Raw genomic sequence first — 15,509 nt, forward strand, 5'->3', positions numbered from 1 at the left:
CTCAAAAGCCTGGACAAGTCTGCTTGCCACAGTAATCCCTGTTGATCGCGTGTTGACAGGGGTGAGCAAGATAAGTACGGAGGTCAAGACACTGACGGTGGTGGGGGAAGATGCGGCTGTGGCGACGACTGCAAGGAAGGTGGAGCAGGGGGGGAGGGATGGTGGAGAACTCGTAGCTAGTGCGGGAAGTAGTAAACCAGCATGGTTAGAAAAACTTGATGCTGGAAATGAGTTCAATAAAGTTCGTTCATCTGCTTACCCTTTCAATGAAGTTTATATTGAAAGCCCTAAGGGGACAGGATATACGCGAGTTGATTCATACAATCCGATATCTGGTGAAATCGTTTCGCGAAAATTTACGCAATTATCAGAGGTACAAGAACAGACTGCAATTAATTATATCAAGGAGCTTCCAGCTAAATATCCTGTTGGTGCAACAATCGCAAATGTCCCCTCAAGCGAGAGTTTGGCTAGGCAACTCTTGCAAGGTCAGCACATTCTTGAAGTGCCGGTTCAGATTAATCCAATTCCACAATCTGTTCTCGATGCTGCGAACCGCGCAGGCGTATTGATTCGAGATGTCAATGGTAAAATGTACTAATGAAAAGACCTATTTATTTTTGCAAATCATGGTTCCGTGCCAAAAAGCGACCAACGGAAGTTTGGACGGAAGAACAGGCCAAATCTGCGCATATGGACAAGCAGCCATATACGGTTCTTGTTGATTTCATTGAGCGGCCTTATTGTTTTTTGGAAATTACAGAAAAAGCCGTTGGGGTTGGATTTTTTGATAAACATCTTCGAGAATGCCTAACGTATGCCTTTCAAGAATTTGAAAATGGGAAATTATTTCTCACGATGGCGACTCATCGTGAATTTGACGGCGATACGGACAAGGTTGTTAGTGGTATTTCTTATATTTTTAAGCAAGACGGAACGGTGAATATGCGACGTGAATTTTTTAATCCACATCGACTTGAAACAGCAATGACATCGACTGATGTCAGCATGAACTATGCCGTAATGCCGGAGTTTGGCGAATACGATGATTTCGTTCGCGTGGAACGATAATGAATTCTTGTTCTGATAAAAAAGCCGTTCGAAGGAGCGGCTTTTTTATCGCGGTGTGGCTTTTCTATTGCTTATTCAGCCTCACCGTCGGCATCAGCAACATGCCCGTCAGCGGCAGCCTCAGCGCAGGCGCGGGCAACACCCAAAGCGACTACCGCAACGTCAAAGAACAAAGCGGCCTCAAAGCAGGCAACAACGGCTTCCAGATCAACGTCACAGGCAACACCAGCCTGATCGGAGCCGTCATCACCAGCACAGACAACGCCGCCCCCGGCCTGGGCAATGCCAGCGGCAACAGCAGCAGCGTCACCCAATCCGGCATCAGCGGCATTGCCGGCAACAAAGACGCCAGAACCGGAGACAAAGCAACAGGCATCCAACAGATATTTGACGCAAGCGTAGTGAGCAAAGAAGTCAACGCCCAGGTGCAGATCACCAGCGAGTTTGGCAAACTATCCCCGAAATTCGTTGCCAACTTCGCAGGCAACAAAGCAGCCACCCTCAACGCCTTAGCAGAGAGCGAAAGCGACCCGCAAAAGAAAGCCGAACTAGAAGCACAAGCAAAACAATGGGGCGAAGGCGGCGCCTACCGCATTGTCTTACACACCGCCACAGGAGCAGCGGCAGGCGGCATCAGCGGAGCAGCAGGAGCGGCAACCAGTGCCAGTTCAGCCGAATTCATGAACGAGCTGCAAAACGGCATCCAGACGAACTTACAAAAGGCAGGGCTGAATGAAGAAACTGCCAAATTGACAGCGCAAGGCGTGAGCGACCTTGCGGCAGCAGGGATGGGGCTTCTGGTGGGAGGAACCCAAGGAGCGGCAACCGCATTGGCGACAGATGCGAATAATCGGCAGTTGCATAAAGATGTGAATCCCCGCAAAGACGAAAGAAAACTCATTCAATCCGATGTGGCACCTGCCTATGCAGGCTGCGCATCCTGGCATGACAATAGATCAGGCGACCGATATTCTTGCTGGACAATTGTTACGGCAGATTGATGCGACGGCGGGACAAGCTGGTGGTTGGAATCAAGATGCTGCCTACTATCTGAACGCTTACAAGTCGGCAAATGCAGGAGTGAATGTCGGTGTTGACCAATGGGGCAATGCAGTCCCCTTGTTCGGGACTGCGGCGGGCTATCAGCGCAGCGACAGCACTATTTTTAGTGGCACCCCACAAACGACCAAACCACCAGAGGCAATCAACACCAGCAGCGTGATGGGTTACTTCAAAGGCATCGGTAGCGGCATCGCGGATACGGCCGGACATCCGATTGATACGTTAATCAACGCAGCCACGGGGTTGTACAAAACGGTAACCGATCCGCAAGGTGCGGCCAATTATGGGCAAGCTAATGCACGTAATATACTGGATCAGGCAGCGCAAGCGAACTTCAAACCAGCAGGCCAGCAGGTGGGCGAGCAGATCGGCGGCACTGCTGTGGGAGTAGCGACCGGGATTGGCGTGAGTACAGCGATTGGAAAAGTGGGGGCTACGATTTCCAATGTTAGTGCTGGAAATGCGGCGGCGAATGATGCAAGTAACTTCATAAATGGGGAAAAAATGGAGGGGAATTTCTATCGTGACGGGAGCATCGTAGACATTGCAGAGCATTTCGGTCAGTTCAAAAATGGTGCATCTTTGTTAGCACCAGCCGATTCGTTTGGAAAATATCCTAATGTTGGACGCTCAGACGGGTTGTTTGTGACAACACCTAACTATATTGCTGATTTATTGAAACAAACGGGCGGCGACAATACGTTGATCAAGAACAGTCTAGGGATTGAGCCACAATACTGGAATGGTCCGCTGATACGAATAGATGTGCCGAATCCATTAAACAACAATCCGCGACTACCATCTGGGTTAGAGGGCGGGGCGAACTCACAATTTATCCGCGGTGGTTATACATCAGGAAGAGCACCTGAAATTGTCATTAATCCTATTTCAGTTGGTTCAGTAGTGAAATTGCCTGTGATAAAAGGGAATGGAAAATGAGAGTCATCCGTCAAGTGGACTGGAAGTATACTTTGTTCGAAGATGATGATGGTTCATACGTTTTCGAGCTAACTATACCCGCATCCAAGGGAGCATGGGCCAACTATGAAAAAAAAGTGGTTCTCCCTAACTATGAGAGGTTACTCATCAAAGTGTTCTCAAGTAGAGCCGACTATTTGGCTGACAAATTAATAAATAAAGAAAGGCAATCGCAGTAACGGAGATATCGTCTGTTACGTGCTCAAGGAAAAAGTTGGGAGCAAATTATTCAATCTGCGATTCGTCCGGGTGGCAAGGATTTAGGATTCGCCATTTGACAAAGAGACAGGCATCCAACAGATATTTGACTCAAACGCAGTCAACAAAGAAGTCAACGCCCAGGTGCAGATCACCAGCGAGTTTGGCAAACTAGCCCCGAAATTCGTTGCCAACTACGCAGACAACAAAGCAAGCACCCTCAACACCTTAGCAGAGAGCGAAAGCGACCCGCAAAAGAAAGCCGAACTAGAAGCACAAGCAAAACAATGGGGCGAAGGCGGCATCTACCGCATCGCCTTACACACCGCCACAGGAGCAGCGATAGGCGGCATCAGCGGAGCAGCAGGAGCGGCAACGAGTGCCAGTTCAGCCGAATTCATGAACGAGCTGCAAAGCGGCATCCAGACGAACTTACAAAAGGCAGGGCTGAACGAAGAAACCGCCACCCTTACAGCCAAAGGCATTGCCGACCTGACAGCGGCAGGCATGGGGCTTTTGGTGGGAGGTACCCAGGGAGCAGCGAGCGCATTGGCGACAGATGCGAATAATCGGCAATTGCATCCGAACGAAATCCAATGGATTAAAGACAGCGCCAAACGCTACGCGCAGCAACAAGGCATCAGCCAATCTGAAGCCGAAAAAAATCTTGCGCAACAAGCCTATCGCCAAACGCAAGATGGTGCAGCAGGGGCATGGGATCAATCCGCCAGCGATTTTTTGAAGCAAGCGCGTGGCATGCTGGCTGCGGATGGTAATAGTGGTCCGGGCTACATGTTCCAGGCCACGGCAGCGCAAAAAGCCGACACGAACATGTACGCCAACCTGTTGCCGGAGACATCCAGCTTCTACGCCAAAAACGGCATTCAAATCCCGACAGCGCAGCAAGTAACGACGGCAACGCATCGTAGCGACAACACACGAGACACCGTAAGCATATTGACCAAACTAGGCGCAGCGGGGTCGGGTGCAGTGGCGTTGGCAGGATTATCGCCGACATTACTGACATGGGCACTGGCTAACCCGGTAGAAGCGACCAACATCGGATTGATTACAGCCGAGACTGCTGCAGCGATTAAGAGCGGTGCGATAATGCCAGATTCGTTGGTGCCTATGCTCAGTGGCGGTGTCAAAGTAGTTAGCAGTCTGGAGCAGGCGGTATCAGGAGTCGTAGCCAAAGCCACAACAGGCGGATTCATCAATGCGACCAAAGTGTGTGAATCTGCATGTGCAATTGGTGGGCTAAGTCAGGAAGAGCAAGGGTTAGTCAACCTCATCAAAAATCGGCAAGATGCGCAAGGAAACCTGACAGAGACACTGCTGACCCAGATTGCCCAACGCACAGGAATGGATGTTCTGAGTGGTGGAAAGTACGGTGCCAATAATGGATTTGACGTGGTTCTTAAAGCAAAAGACGGAACTGTAACAATTATTCTGGATGGCAAGCAATTCACAGCAAGCGGGGCGGTGAAACTCAGTAGCAAAGGGGCGGGGGATACTAATCAGTTGTCGGCGGATTGGGTTACGGCTGTGATTGATAACATTAAAAAACTAAACCCACAAGGTGAAAACTCCCCCGCAGTTGTGGCGATTAAAGCTGCAGAACGTAATGGGACATTAAACATCGCCGTCGGTGGGGTGAATCGCACCACGGGACAAGTCTTGGTGATTCCAGTTACTGTTCCTAATAAATTACCGACGCGTTAATGATATTGAACAACAAAGGAGAATCAAAAGTGATTGGGAGCTATACAGAGGAACAAAAAAGGGTATTAGAGAATCTCGCAGCCGGTATCAAAAATGACGAGGAAGAGAATGGCGCTCCTATTGCCGCCCAATATATTAGTGAGGGGAAAGGCAGCTTCGACGGCTGTATTCGCAATCTTCGCAGCTTGCATTCATACAAAGCCATTTACGCATGGTTTGCAAAATACAACTTAGAGGAATTTAAGTTGCAAGCCTCAATTTCCAACAAACTGCATTACATCCATTGCGTGGAAGTGGAGCCGCGCGGCATGACAAAGGAAGCAGATTATTTCCTTGGGCTGCTCAGTGACTACGAGCCTATGATTCGTTGGATGATGGAGTTGCAACCTGGTAGTGCCCAAGGAATAAAATGGATCAACAATCCCAAAGAACATTTCTTTCGGCATTGGCAAATGACGCTAGCTGTTCGTGGTGATTGGACAGCGTTGAGGCAGCGTGCAGAACTATTTTTGTCAGATGTTCCTACTAAAATGAAAAAGTTCGCTGTGGATCAACGTTTCTACTTGGCTCTTTCACAAGGTGATCAAGCTGGAATGCAAGTAGCCTTAGAAGAGCTTGTAAGTCCCAAGGTTGCCAAAGTGCGCAACGAGGTTTTTGAGCTAGCGTTTCCAAGTGCATTCATCTCCTGCTACGCCACCATGTACGCCAAGATCGCATGGAGACATGGCTATCAAGTGAAGTTAGACACGCCACTCATACCAGCAGAGTGGTTACCAGTTAGCCCACTGGATACTTACCCAGACCCCTATGAATTTATGCAAAAATACGTGATATAGCACTTTGTAGTTCAAAAATACCCAACCCCACCGCCTCATCCGTAATGTAGCCCAAGGCTGCCTCATGGCGGTGGCAACATCGTCATCCGCAGCAGATCCAACTCGACCTCACAGGCGACCTGAACAACACAGGCACCATCGCCACCACCGGCGGCAACAACATCACCGCCCACAACATCAACAACAGCAATGCCGGTCGCATTCAAGGCAACGACATCAACCTCAACGCCCGCACAGACCTCAACAATCTCTCCGGCGTCATTGCCGCTAACAACAACGTCCTGCTCACCGCCGGACGCGACTGAATCGCCCCAGAATTCCTAGACGCCACCAAGAGTTATCCGAAATTCAGATGAACTGTATTTATCTGAATAACGGATATATTGACTTTATCTGAATAACGGATATATTGACTTTATCTGAATAACGGATATATTCATGTCAACTGCGCCTGCATCCCAGCTTATCATTACCACACCACAACTAGGTCAATTGCTCTTGTCTACGCGCAAGCGACACAAGCTAACACAGACCGCCGTGGCGCACCGCCTTGGCTTGAGCCAAAATCGCATTTCACACTTGGAGCAACATCCGGATGAAATCAGCGTAAAGCAGTTGCTCAGTTGGTGCTCCGCAATCGGGTTAGAGCTGCGACTTGCCGAGCGAATCGAGGATGAGCCTAACAGCTCTGCAGAATGGTAATCATGGGCCGCCGCACGCATAATCAAACACTCCACCTCTGGGCAAATGGGGACTACGTCGGTCGCTGGACGGTCAAAGCCTCAGGAGATTCCGAATTGCAATACGACTCAGGCTGGCGCAACTCCCCGCGTGGGCGTCCGATCTCGCTATCGCTTCCGTTCAATCTTCATAACGAGCCGTTAAAGGGAGGCCGCGTCTCCCATTACTTCGATGGACTGCTGCCGGACAGCGACACCATTCGCAAACGTGTCGCAGCCCGGTTCAAGACAGGCTCCATTGACGCATTCGATCTTCTCGTTGCCGTTGGTCGGGACTGTGTTGGTGCTTTGCAGCTTCTGCCAGAGGGCGTCGTCCCAGAACGACTGGATAAGGTTGAAGGCATCGTGGTCAACGATGAGGCCATCGAGCGCCATTTGTTGGATGTGGTTAATCCTGGCCAGTATGGCTCCATGCAAGACCCCGATGATGATTTCAGAATTTCGCTGGCTGGCGCGCAAGAGAAAGATGCGTTTCTATGGTGGAATGGAAAATGGATGAAGCCTCGGGGCGCAACGCCGACGACGCACATATTCAAGCTTCCCATCGGGCTAGTTGGTGGCAGAAAGGCGGATTTTTCCACATCAGTCGACAACGAGTGGTTATGCCTGCGGCTATTCAAAGAATACGGATTGCCAACGGCAAATGCTCAGATTGTGACATTCGGCACACAACGTGTGCTCGTCGTTGAGCGTTTCGACAGGATACTGTCGCACGACGGGAAGCAACTGTTCCGGCTGGTTCAGGAGGATTTTTGTCAGGCGACGGGTACGTCGCCGCTGATGAAATACGAAAACGAAGGCGGCCCTGGCCTGCAACAGATATTCACCTTGCTGCAACAGTCACAACAGGCTGTCACAGACATGTACACACTCATGGCCACGCAACTTCTATTCTGGATACTGCGGGCACCGGATGGTCATGCCAAAAACTTCAGCATTCAGCTGCTTGCAGGCGAGCAGCGTTTCAAAATGACGCCTATCTATGACGTGATGTCAGCCTATCCCGCCATGGGCAATGGACCGAACCAATGGGCAGAGCAAGACATTAAGATGGCGATGGCACTACTCGGGAAAAACAAGCAATACCTGTCGCATAAAATCATGCGACGCCACTTTAACAGCACTGCGAAGAAAGTAGGTTACGGTGACAGCGCGGAACCGCTATTACAAGATTTCATTGCCCGCACACCTGCAGTTGTAGACAAGGTTCGCGCGGAGCTGCCAGCCGGGTTCTCGGAAAAGGTCGCCGACCGAATTCTCGGTGGCGTTCTCGCTGCAGCGCACGCATTAGAAAGAATGCCTCCAGTCTGAAGACTTGCCTCACCTTGGCCAATCTTTATCTGTTTGAACCTTTCATCTGAATATTGACAAGGCTATACGTTGCATGGAATGCAAAACAAATTTTCCATTTACATCATTAAATTAAGCTTATTTTTGCGCAAAAGCCCGTCATACCGGCCAACCCTCAGACTTAACCGAAATACGGCATCGATTGTTTATCAAGGCAGTCTTTCTGGACGCTAAGATCGTCAGCACGTTCTGAGAAAATAGCCGATTTCCAGTTTGAGCCTTCGGCGCAGAATCCTGGCGGTGCGCCAAATCTAATTTCTTTTCAATCGCTAACACCCAAATTAGGAGAAAAACCATGACGGTGCCACCTGTTCACGAAACGTGGGTAAATGCACTAAAACTTGAGCGTCCATGGGAAAATAATGAAATGACACGTACTCTCGTTGCCCGAGTAAAGGACGAAGACATGGCTGCCGTCATTTGGGCACTTGAGCGTACAAATGCACTGAAGTGGCTTGACCTAAAATTACAAGCGTTAGGTGGTGATAGTCCATCAAGCCTTTTATCAACCAAGCAGGGACAATTGCGAGTGTGGATTGCATTGGAGGCGGCTAAAGCTTGGTTTTGAAAATAATAGAAGTTTGTGGACAATGCCAACATCAGTAAATCCATTCAATCTACTACCAACGGAAGGCCACTGATGGATAAGTTTAGTCTTCTTAAAGAGCGAGCGGTTAATTTTCGAGATTTGCTCAAGCAACATCAAGCGAAAAATACTGATGCAATGCTCTTATTAAAATGGCTAACTCCACTTTTTCAAGAGATTGAAGCTGGCAGCATTCACCCTCCAAAATATTATGAATTTGGGAATGCTCTAGGCAAAGACAATCCGTTTTATGAACCCGATAAACCTTTTCATGCTGCTGAGGCAGAGTTTGTTGCAGCCTTAGAAGATTGGGAGTCTCAGGAATGGTACAGGCAGCTTAAAGGAAGCTGATGTGTCTCAAATGGAGATATGTGCCTTCTGGTGCTTCATATTTGCCGAGATTCACGGTCTAAAACCAGCGTAGCATGCGTACGGTGCGCCACGCGCACCAACACCCACCTCAGCGCCGGCAACACCCTCACCCTCACCAGCGCAGGTGACACCACCTTAAAAGGAGCCGTTGGCACAGCAGACCGCATCATCGCCAACATCGGCACCAGCGGCCAGGGTCAACTCCACATAGAAAGCCTGCAAGACACCAGCACCTACCAAAGCCAGGACCACAACAACGGAGGCAGCCTCACCGTCGGCATCAGCAACATGCCCGTCAGCGGCAGCCTTAGCGCAGGAGCAGGCAACATCCAGAGCGACTACCGCAACGTCAAAGAACAAAGCTGCCTCAAAGCAGGCAACAACGGCTTCCAGATCAACGTCACAGGCAACACCAGCCTGACCGGAGGCGTCATCACCAGCACAGACAACGCCGCCCAACAAAACAAAAACACCTTCCAGAGCAACCAGCTCACCACCGCCGACCTCCAGAACAACGCCAGCTACCAGGCCCAAAGCTACGCCGTCAGCATCAGCAGCAACGGAGCAGGCGCAGGCGTAGGCAATGCCAGCGGCAACAGCAGCAGCGTCACCCAATCCGGCATCAGCGGCATCGCCGGCAACAAAGACGCCAGAACCGGAGACAAAGAAACAGGACTTCAAAAGATATTCGACTCAAACGCAGTCAACAAAGAAGTCAACGCCCAGGTGCAGATCACCAGCGAGTTTGGCAAACTAGCCAGTACAGCCATAGGCAACTACGCCCAGAAACAATATGAACAAGCCCTCGCCAACACCGACAAAGAAGGCATAGAACAATGGAAAGAAGGGGGCACCTATCGCGTCCTGCTCCACACCCTGGTAGGAGCCCTGACAGGAGGAACGAGCGGAGCGGCTGGCGCGGCAGCGAGTGCAGCCACCGTTCCCATCACAGCCGACGCCATCAAAAAACTCAACCTGCCCGAAGGACTCCAAAACAGCCTCATCCTGGCAACGAGTACCTTAATAGGAGCCGTAGCAGGAGGAAACAGTGGAGCGGCAGCAGCGACCAACGAGACAGCGAACAACTACCTCAACCACACAATGGCGACATTGCAACAAAAATTAAAAGACAAACAACGTAATGGACAAAACCTCAGCAAAGAAGAACAAACGACACTAGACAATCTGAACAAGCTTGACATCGCAACAACATCAGCCCTAAAAAGTGCCTGCGAGACAGAAGGAGACGCCTGCAATGCAGCAAGAAGAGACCTCAACGCAGCCCTCAACAGCTATGGAGGAGCGTCAGGACTGTATAATTCCAAGCTCAGTGTCGCAGGCAATGCAGGAGTCACCGATGCCAAAAGCGACATATTGAAACTAGCCAACACCCCAGGGCTGGCACAACAAACCAGGTTAGATGCGTTCAAAGAATTTGCAGGCGACCAAGTAATTGAATATGCGGCAGTGGCTGTTTTAGGTGGATTACTGGGGGCGGCAAAAAATGCCTACACTGCGTTAAAAAATGGTTCAGGTACGAGTAGTTTGGTGTCTGGCGAAACCAGTGCGGTTGGAAAGAGCTTTGGTGCTGTGGCGAATGATGTGGGTTTGGGGGCAAAGAGGGGAGGCGCAGCGGGAACTACGGTTGTCGATCAGACGGCAACAGGTATAGAGTGGGGTAAGGGCATTAAAGGACAGGGAATACCCTATGAAGATTACGTTGCATCAACCTTACCCCCTGAAACCCGCTTACCTGCGAACTTCAGAACTTTTGATTTCTTTGATAAGGAAACAGGCGTCGCAACCAGCGTTAAAACCCTGGATACAACCACTGCGGCAAAAGTCGCCAATCCCAGTCAGGTGTATTCGTCCCTGAAGGGGAATGTGGATGCGGTTGCGAACTTCACAGAAGCAAAGCTTTCAGGTACAGAATTAAAAGCAGCACAAATTAATGCTCGTGAGCTAAACGTTGCCATTCCGGCTAACACAACACCTACGCAATGGACGGAGATCAACAAGGCGATTCAATACGGGCAAAGCAAAGGTGTTATAGTCAAAATCACGGTGATCAAATGAGCGAAGTAACTAGAGGCTATTGGGCGGCAGTTGTGTGCAATACCGATTTTATTTGTATGGATACCTATTCGGGTTATCGAGGAGGGACTGATCGTGATCCCAAGGGCAAGCAGCACCTTTTATCTCCTGATGCCAGTGACTTGGCACTAGGTGAAGCCTTGCAGGATACGCTGGCACATAGTCGTTGGGTGCTTCCGGCTCGCCGGGAAGGGAGTACCTATCCTGAGGGCGTGGAGTTTGATATGTCGCACTGTGATTTCAAGGTGAACTATCCTGCGTGGGTGAACGCGCTGATGGAGCGCTATGGCTACAAGACCAAACGGGCGCTGTTCAAAGGCATGAAAAGTGTGAGTATCGAGAGCAAAAATGGCGTGCTAACTTTTACCCCCTCGCACCATGCAAAATTAGAGGGATGGGAAGGCATTGACGACGAAGCCAGGGTGATAATTCCTGCTACAAGCACTCCTGAAGAAATGGGTGCTGCGTTGCGCCTTGCGATGAGCCGCTGTACTTAGCCGTAGAAGTCCATATTTCATCTGACAGAAAGCCCGGTTTTGAGGTCTTTTGCTGTTTTCTAGAGGGAAAGGAATTGCCAAAAGATATTCATTGGCGTCCCGCTCCAAGTTTTTAGCAAGCGTAGCATGCGCCCCCCGTAAGGTGCGCCGTGCGCACCATCTCCAACACAAGCCGCAATATTGACGCGCCTTTCAAGACAAAACGGACCTGAAAGCTACATCCATATTGCGGTTTCGTTTCTGATTACCAAAGGCATCCTCAACACCACCAACAGCACCACCCAAAACGGCAGCATCGTCCAAACCAAAGGCGACCTCACCGCAAGCAACAACGCCAGCCTCACCAGCGCAGGCGACACCACCTTAAAAGGAGCCCTTGGCACAGCAGAGCGCATCATCGCCAACATCGGCACCTGCGGAAGCAGTACCAACAACAGTACCAACAGAAGCAGAACAAGCCTACACAGGCCTCACAGCGGAACAACTCAGTGCCCAGCGGACAACAGAGCAAGACAACATCAACGCCCAGCTGAAGAAGCAAAGTCAGATAGCAAAAGACGAGATATGGACAAGATTTCAACAATATGCCCAAGACATGCAGGGAATCGAAAGCCAGACAGCCCAAGAGACACAAACACAAAAAAACAAAACGGGAACAGGCGCAGTAATAGGAGGAGCAACCACAGCAATAACAGAACTAGTCACCTCACTGGCAGAGCTTCCACAAACAGCCCGCACAGTCAAACAGTTCTTTGATGCAGGAGGCACACCCAATGAGTTTGCAGGTATAGTAGCAAAAGGTGCCTACGAAGACCTCACCAAGGTCCAGCAATGCAGCAACGACTATGATTGCTCAAAAGCCTGGACAAGTCTGCTTGCCACAGTAATCCCCGTTGACCGCGTGTTGACAGGAGTGAGCAAGATAAGTACGGAGGTCAAGACGCTGACGGTGGTGGGGGAAGATGCCGCTGTGGCAACGACTGCAAGGAAGGTGGAGCAGGGGGGGGGAGGGTGCAGGCAAAGCAGGACGCAGTCTCGTTTATGAAAGTCCTTCAAATCTTGTTCAATCTCGGGTGGATGACTTGTTGTCTCAGATACCGGCGAACTCTCAAGGCCGCATTACGATGGGTGTTGCCGTAGTGGAAGATGCGAATGATGTTCGGTCAGTATTGGTAAGCACTAGTGAGCCTCGTGGGTACCTCAGGCCTGGTGTGACTTTGCAGCCAGGAGAAAAAGTCATAGCAGGAACCGGCCATGCGGAAGCTGACATCGTTTCTTATGCTAACGCCAACGGATTAAAGGTTATTGATATTGGAGCAACTAGGCCTGTTTGCTCCTCCTGTCAGACTGTCATTAGTCCTACAGGTGCTAATGTTACTACTCCACTAAAACCATTGAAACTACCATCGAAAACGAGTCCATGATGATGCGCTTAGAAACTGTTGCAAAAGACCTTACGGCAAAGCTGAAAGCTGCCAGTTCAGAACAACAACGAGTGGCCGGCTTGGTTGCTTGTCGTTTGGCATTGCAGGCAACACCAATGAATTACCCTGTCGTATTAGAAACTCTCGATCAATTGCAGCAATACGGAGTATTACCGCCTCAACGAATAGCAGAATTAAGCAATCTGGCAGCACAGTTGGATGAAAAGTATTTTGAACTACAAGACAATGCCGAAGGCGATGCTGATTTGCAGACAGAGGCTCTTCGTTTGTTTAGCCAGGCACGAACTGTTTCTGCACTGTCGTTTGCAGGGGGAGGTGATGCTCTTATAGCCGCAATGGAAGCAATTTATGAGGCATCAGCAACGAATGATGATGGCAGTAAAATTTTCAAGGTGATGTTAAGTATTTTGTCTTAATTATGCCGCCATAGAAGGTCTTAGCCCAGCTTTTCGCTGGGTTTTTATACATCTCTTCGTTGCTCGCTTTCACCTTAGGCAACAGAAACCTTCACGTACAAAGCCTACAAGACAACAGCACAGACAACGCCGCCCAACAAAACAAAAACACCTTCCAGAGCAACCAGCTCACCACCAGCGATCTCCAGAACAACGCCAGCTACCAGGCCCAAAGCTACGCCGTCAGCATCAGCAGCAACGGAGCAGGCGCAGGCGTAGGCAATGCCAGCGGCAACAGCAGCAGCACCACCCAATCCGGCATCAGCGGCATTGCCGGCAACAAAGACGCCAGAACCGGAGACAAAGAGACAGGACTTCAAAAGATATTCGACTCAAACGCAGTCAACAAAGAAGTCAACGCCCAGGTGCAGATCACCAGCGAGTTTGGCAAACTAGCCCCGAAATTCGTCGCTGGCTACGCAGACAACAAAGCAACCACCCTCAACGCCTTAGCAGAGAGCGAAAGCGACCCGCAAAAGAAAGCCGAACTAGAAGCACAAGCAAAACAATGGGGCGAAGGCGGTATCTACCGCATCGCCTTACACACCGCCACAGGAGCAGCGGCAGGCGGCATCAGCGGAGCAGCAGGAGCGGCAACCAGTGCCAGTTCAGCCGAATTCATGAACAACCTGCAAAGCGGCATCCAGACGAACTTACAAAAGGCAGGGCTGAATGAAGAAACCGCCACCCTTACAGCCAAAGTCATCGCCGACCTGACAGCGGCAGGCATGGGATTCCTAGCAGGAGGTACTCAAGGAGCAGCGAGCGCATTGGCGACAGATGCGAATAACCGGCAGTTGCATCCGAATGACTACACCCTCGCCAAAGCCCTGGCAGCAAAGAGCAAAGGACAATACACAGAACAACAAATACTGGATGCACTGCGTTACTCAGGCGTGAAAGACAGCAACGGCAACGTCATCGTTGCAGAAGGCACGCAAGAAACCCTGATCAACAAGAATGGCACACTCACCAACATCAACAATGGATTAACGATCCAGGAAACCTACAAAGAAGACAAAAGTATCTCCTTGCGTCCTTCTGGCCAAACAGCCCTCATAGAAGATGCACCAGTCCGCCCAAGCAATGACATGATCAACTTTATCCTTGCCAGCACAGGAGGTACTGCCAGTTCCTTTATTTTGACAAAAGAACCAACATACACCAATCACAGCTTTCTACCGCACCAGAAGGCACACAACGCACCACAGTCATGGTGGATGGAAGATCCTACCAAGGTAAATACAACTTTTGATGTTCATGCTGGAAATATTGCGGCAGATCATAGAACTCATTTCATAAATAGGGTCTGTTAACTTTTTTGGATTATGTTAACTTTGGAGCATGACACGAAGAGAAGAACTAACCTACGAGCAATGGAGCGTATTAGCGCCTTTAATTCCGGAAACGACGCGGCGTAGTGATGGTCGTGGAAGACCCGAAATGCATAATAACCGAGCGGTGCTCAACGGGATTTTATGGGTATTACGCACAGGAGCTTGTTGGGCTGATTTACCAGACCGATTTCCATCAGGCTCTACCTGTTTTCGTCGGTTTAGCCGGTGGGTTAAAGATGGTGTACTGCGCAAGATATTGGAAACGCTGGCACGGCATCTGGAAGAAGTGGGGCAAATCGATTCATCCGAATGCTTTATAGACGGCACATTTGTGCTGGCAAAAAAAGGGGCCCAAAAGTGGGAAAGGCCAAGCGGGGCAAGGATACGAAGCTCATGGTTATTGCAGACGCTACTGGTCCTCCACTCGCCGTGCACACGTGTTCTGCTAGCTCACATGAAGTCACCCTTGTCGAAGCGACACTCGATGAAACCGTCACGTTGTGACGACCCAAACGACTTATTGGGGATCGCGCCTACGACAGTGATCCGCTCGATTGCCTCCTGGCAAAACAAGGTATAGAACTGATCGCACCACACAAAAGCAACCGCAAACGTGCAGTTACTCAGGATAGTCGCGCTTTGCGTCGATACAAGCGTCGCTGCTATGATCCTGCTTCGAAGGTATTTATGAAATGAGTTCTAGTAACCGTGCTTGACCCATACACTGATCACGAAATTGATGTATATGCGGTGTGGCCTCGCA

The 15,509-nt window shown here is 50.2% G+C and carries 19 protein-coding genes and 1 pseudogene; 17 read left to right on the forward strand and 3 right to left on the reverse strand.

Going from position 1 to position 15,509, the window contains the following annotated elements; all coding sequences use genetic code 11:
- The 6 genes from ACO0LB_RS19625 to ACO0LB_RS19650 form a co-directional block, all read left to right on the forward strand.
- On the forward strand, positions 1 to 601 hold a 601-nt coding region (locus ACO0LB_RS19625; protein ID WP_423052222.1), incomplete at its 5' end, for a hypothetical protein.
- Positions 601 to 1,071: a hypothetical protein gene (locus ACO0LB_RS19630; RefSeq protein WP_423052224.1), complete on the forward strand. Its 471-nt coding sequence runs from the start codon at positions 601 to 603 to the stop codon at positions 1,069 to 1,071. The genes ACO0LB_RS19625 and ACO0LB_RS19630, both read left to right, overlap by 1 nt.
- Complete coding sequence (locus ACO0LB_RS19635; RefSeq protein ID WP_423052226.1) at positions 1,071 to 2,072, forward strand: hypothetical protein; 1,002 nt, start codon at positions 1,071 to 1,073, stop codon at positions 2,070 to 2,072. The genes ACO0LB_RS19630 and ACO0LB_RS19635 overlap by 1 nt, the downstream gene beginning before the upstream one ends.
- Positions 2,017 to 3,072, forward strand: coding sequence for a hypothetical protein (locus ACO0LB_RS19640; protein ID WP_423052228.1), 1,056 nt, complete (start codon positions 2,017 to 2,019; stop codon positions 3,070 to 3,072). Before ACO0LB_RS19635 ends, ACO0LB_RS19640 begins: the two co-directional genes overlap by 56 nt.
- A gap of 381 nt (positions 3,073 to 3,453) precedes the next feature.
- Positions 3,454 to 5,034 carry a hypothetical protein gene (locus ACO0LB_RS19645; protein ID WP_423052230.1) on the forward strand — a complete coding sequence of 527 codons (1,581 nt, stop codon included), beginning with the start codon at positions 3,454 to 3,456 and terminating at the stop codon, positions 5,032 to 5,034.
- Positions 5,034 to 5,870, forward strand: coding sequence for an Imm49 family immunity protein (locus ACO0LB_RS19650; RefSeq protein ID WP_423052232.1), 837 nt, complete (start codon positions 5,034 to 5,036; stop codon positions 5,868 to 5,870). The genes ACO0LB_RS19645 and ACO0LB_RS19650 overlap by 1 nt, the downstream gene beginning before the upstream one ends.
- Before the next feature lie 62 nt (positions 5,871 to 5,932).
- On the opposite strand, the gene ACO0LB_RS19655 is transcribed toward ACO0LB_RS19650, so the two are convergent.
- Complete coding sequence (locus tag ACO0LB_RS19655) at positions 5,933 to 6,076, reverse strand: hypothetical protein (RefSeq protein ID WP_423052234.1); 144 nt, start codon at positions 6,074 to 6,076, stop codon at positions 5,933 to 5,935.
- Positions 6,077 to 6,308: 232 nt separating this feature from the next.
- On the opposite strand from ACO0LB_RS19655, the gene ACO0LB_RS19660 reads away from it, so the two are divergent.
- The 5 genes and pseudogenes from ACO0LB_RS19660 to ACO0LB_RS19680 form a co-directional block, all read left to right on the forward strand.
- Positions 6,309 to 6,572 (forward strand): helix-turn-helix domain-containing protein, encoded by a 264-nt coding sequence (locus tag ACO0LB_RS19660; RefSeq protein WP_423052236.1) that lies wholly within the window; start codon positions 6,309 to 6,311, stop codon positions 6,570 to 6,572.
- A gap of 2 nt (positions 6,573 to 6,574) precedes the next feature.
- The gene (locus ACO0LB_RS19665; RefSeq protein WP_423052238.1) at positions 6,575 to 7,921 is read left to right on the forward strand and encodes a type II toxin-antitoxin system HipA family toxin; all 1,347 of its coding nucleotides are present in this window, start codon (positions 6,575 to 6,577) and stop codon (positions 7,919 to 7,921) included.
- A 334-nt stretch (positions 7,922 to 8,255) separates the two neighbouring features.
- Positions 8,256 to 8,528: a hypothetical protein gene (locus ACO0LB_RS19670; protein ID WP_423052240.1), complete on the forward strand. Its 273-nt coding sequence runs from the start codon at positions 8,256 to 8,258 to the stop codon at positions 8,526 to 8,528.
- 72 nt (positions 8,529 to 8,600) lie between these two features.
- Positions 8,601 to 8,897 (forward strand): hypothetical protein, encoded by a 297-nt coding sequence (locus ACO0LB_RS19675; RefSeq protein ID WP_423052242.1) that lies wholly within the window; start codon positions 8,601 to 8,603, stop codon positions 8,895 to 8,897.
- Positions 8,898 to 8,915: 18 nt separating this feature from the next.
- Positions 8,916 to 9,113, forward strand: a pseudogene (locus ACO0LB_RS19680) (hemagglutinin repeat-containing protein); the annotation flags it as partial.
- Here ACO0LB_RS19680 and ACO0LB_RS19685 read toward each other — a convergent pair.
- The gene (locus ACO0LB_RS19685) at positions 9,054 to 9,599 is read right to left on the reverse strand and encodes a hypothetical protein (protein ID WP_423052289.1); all 546 of its coding nucleotides are present in this window, start codon (positions 9,597 to 9,599) and stop codon (positions 9,054 to 9,056) included. The pseudogene ACO0LB_RS19680 and the gene ACO0LB_RS19685 overlap by 60 nt on opposite strands.
- Positions 9,600 to 9,644: 45 nt before the next feature.
- Here ACO0LB_RS19685 and ACO0LB_RS19690 point away from each other — a divergent pair, with 45 nt between their 5' ends.
- From ACO0LB_RS19690 to ACO0LB_RS19705, 4 genes are all read left to right on the forward strand, one after another.
- Positions 9,645 to 10,994 carry a DUF6862 domain-containing protein gene (locus ACO0LB_RS19690; protein ID WP_423052287.1) on the forward strand — a complete coding sequence of 450 codons (1,350 nt, stop codon included), beginning with the start codon at positions 9,645 to 9,647 and terminating at the stop codon, positions 10,992 to 10,994.
- Positions 10,991 to 11,509 carry a contact-dependent growth inhibition system immunity protein gene (locus ACO0LB_RS19695; protein ID WP_423052244.1) on the forward strand — a complete coding sequence of 173 codons (519 nt, stop codon included), beginning with the start codon at positions 10,991 to 10,993 and terminating at the stop codon, positions 11,507 to 11,509. Before ACO0LB_RS19690 ends, ACO0LB_RS19695 begins: the two co-directional genes overlap by 4 nt.
- A 376-nt stretch (positions 11,510 to 11,885) precedes the next feature.
- Positions 11,886 to 12,554 (forward strand): hypothetical protein, encoded by a 669-nt coding sequence (locus ACO0LB_RS19700; protein WP_423052246.1) that lies wholly within the window; start codon positions 11,886 to 11,888, stop codon positions 12,552 to 12,554.
- A 375-nt stretch (positions 12,555 to 12,929) separates the two neighbouring features.
- A complete protein-coding gene (locus ACO0LB_RS19705) occupies positions 12,930 to 13,370 on the forward strand; it encodes a hypothetical protein (RefSeq protein WP_423052248.1) in 441 nt (146 codons plus the stop codon).
- Between the two features lie 104 nt (positions 13,371 to 13,474).
- On the opposite strand, the gene ACO0LB_RS19710 is transcribed toward ACO0LB_RS19705, so the two are convergent.
- Positions 13,475 to 13,729 (reverse strand): hypothetical protein, encoded by a 255-nt coding sequence (locus ACO0LB_RS19710; RefSeq protein ID WP_423052250.1) that lies wholly within the window; start codon positions 13,727 to 13,729, stop codon positions 13,475 to 13,477.
- 45 nt (positions 13,730 to 13,774) lie between these two features.
- On the opposite strand from ACO0LB_RS19710, the gene ACO0LB_RS19715 reads away from it, so the two are divergent.
- On the forward strand, positions 13,775 to 14,725 hold the full coding sequence (locus ACO0LB_RS19715; protein WP_423052252.1) for a hypothetical protein: 951 nt from the start codon (positions 13,775 to 13,777) through the stop codon (positions 14,723 to 14,725).
- A 28-nt stretch (positions 14,726 to 14,753) separates the two neighbouring features.
- Positions 14,754 to 15,326, forward strand: coding sequence for a transposase (locus ACO0LB_RS19720; RefSeq protein WP_423052254.1), 573 nt, complete (start codon positions 14,754 to 14,756; stop codon positions 15,324 to 15,326).
- Positions 15,327 to 15,509: the final 183 nt, after the last annotated feature.

The sequence above is a fragment of the Undibacterium sp. SXout7W genome, assembly GCF_049339385.1.
GTDB lineage: Bacteria > Pseudomonadota > Gammaproteobacteria > Burkholderiales > Burkholderiaceae_D > Undibacterium.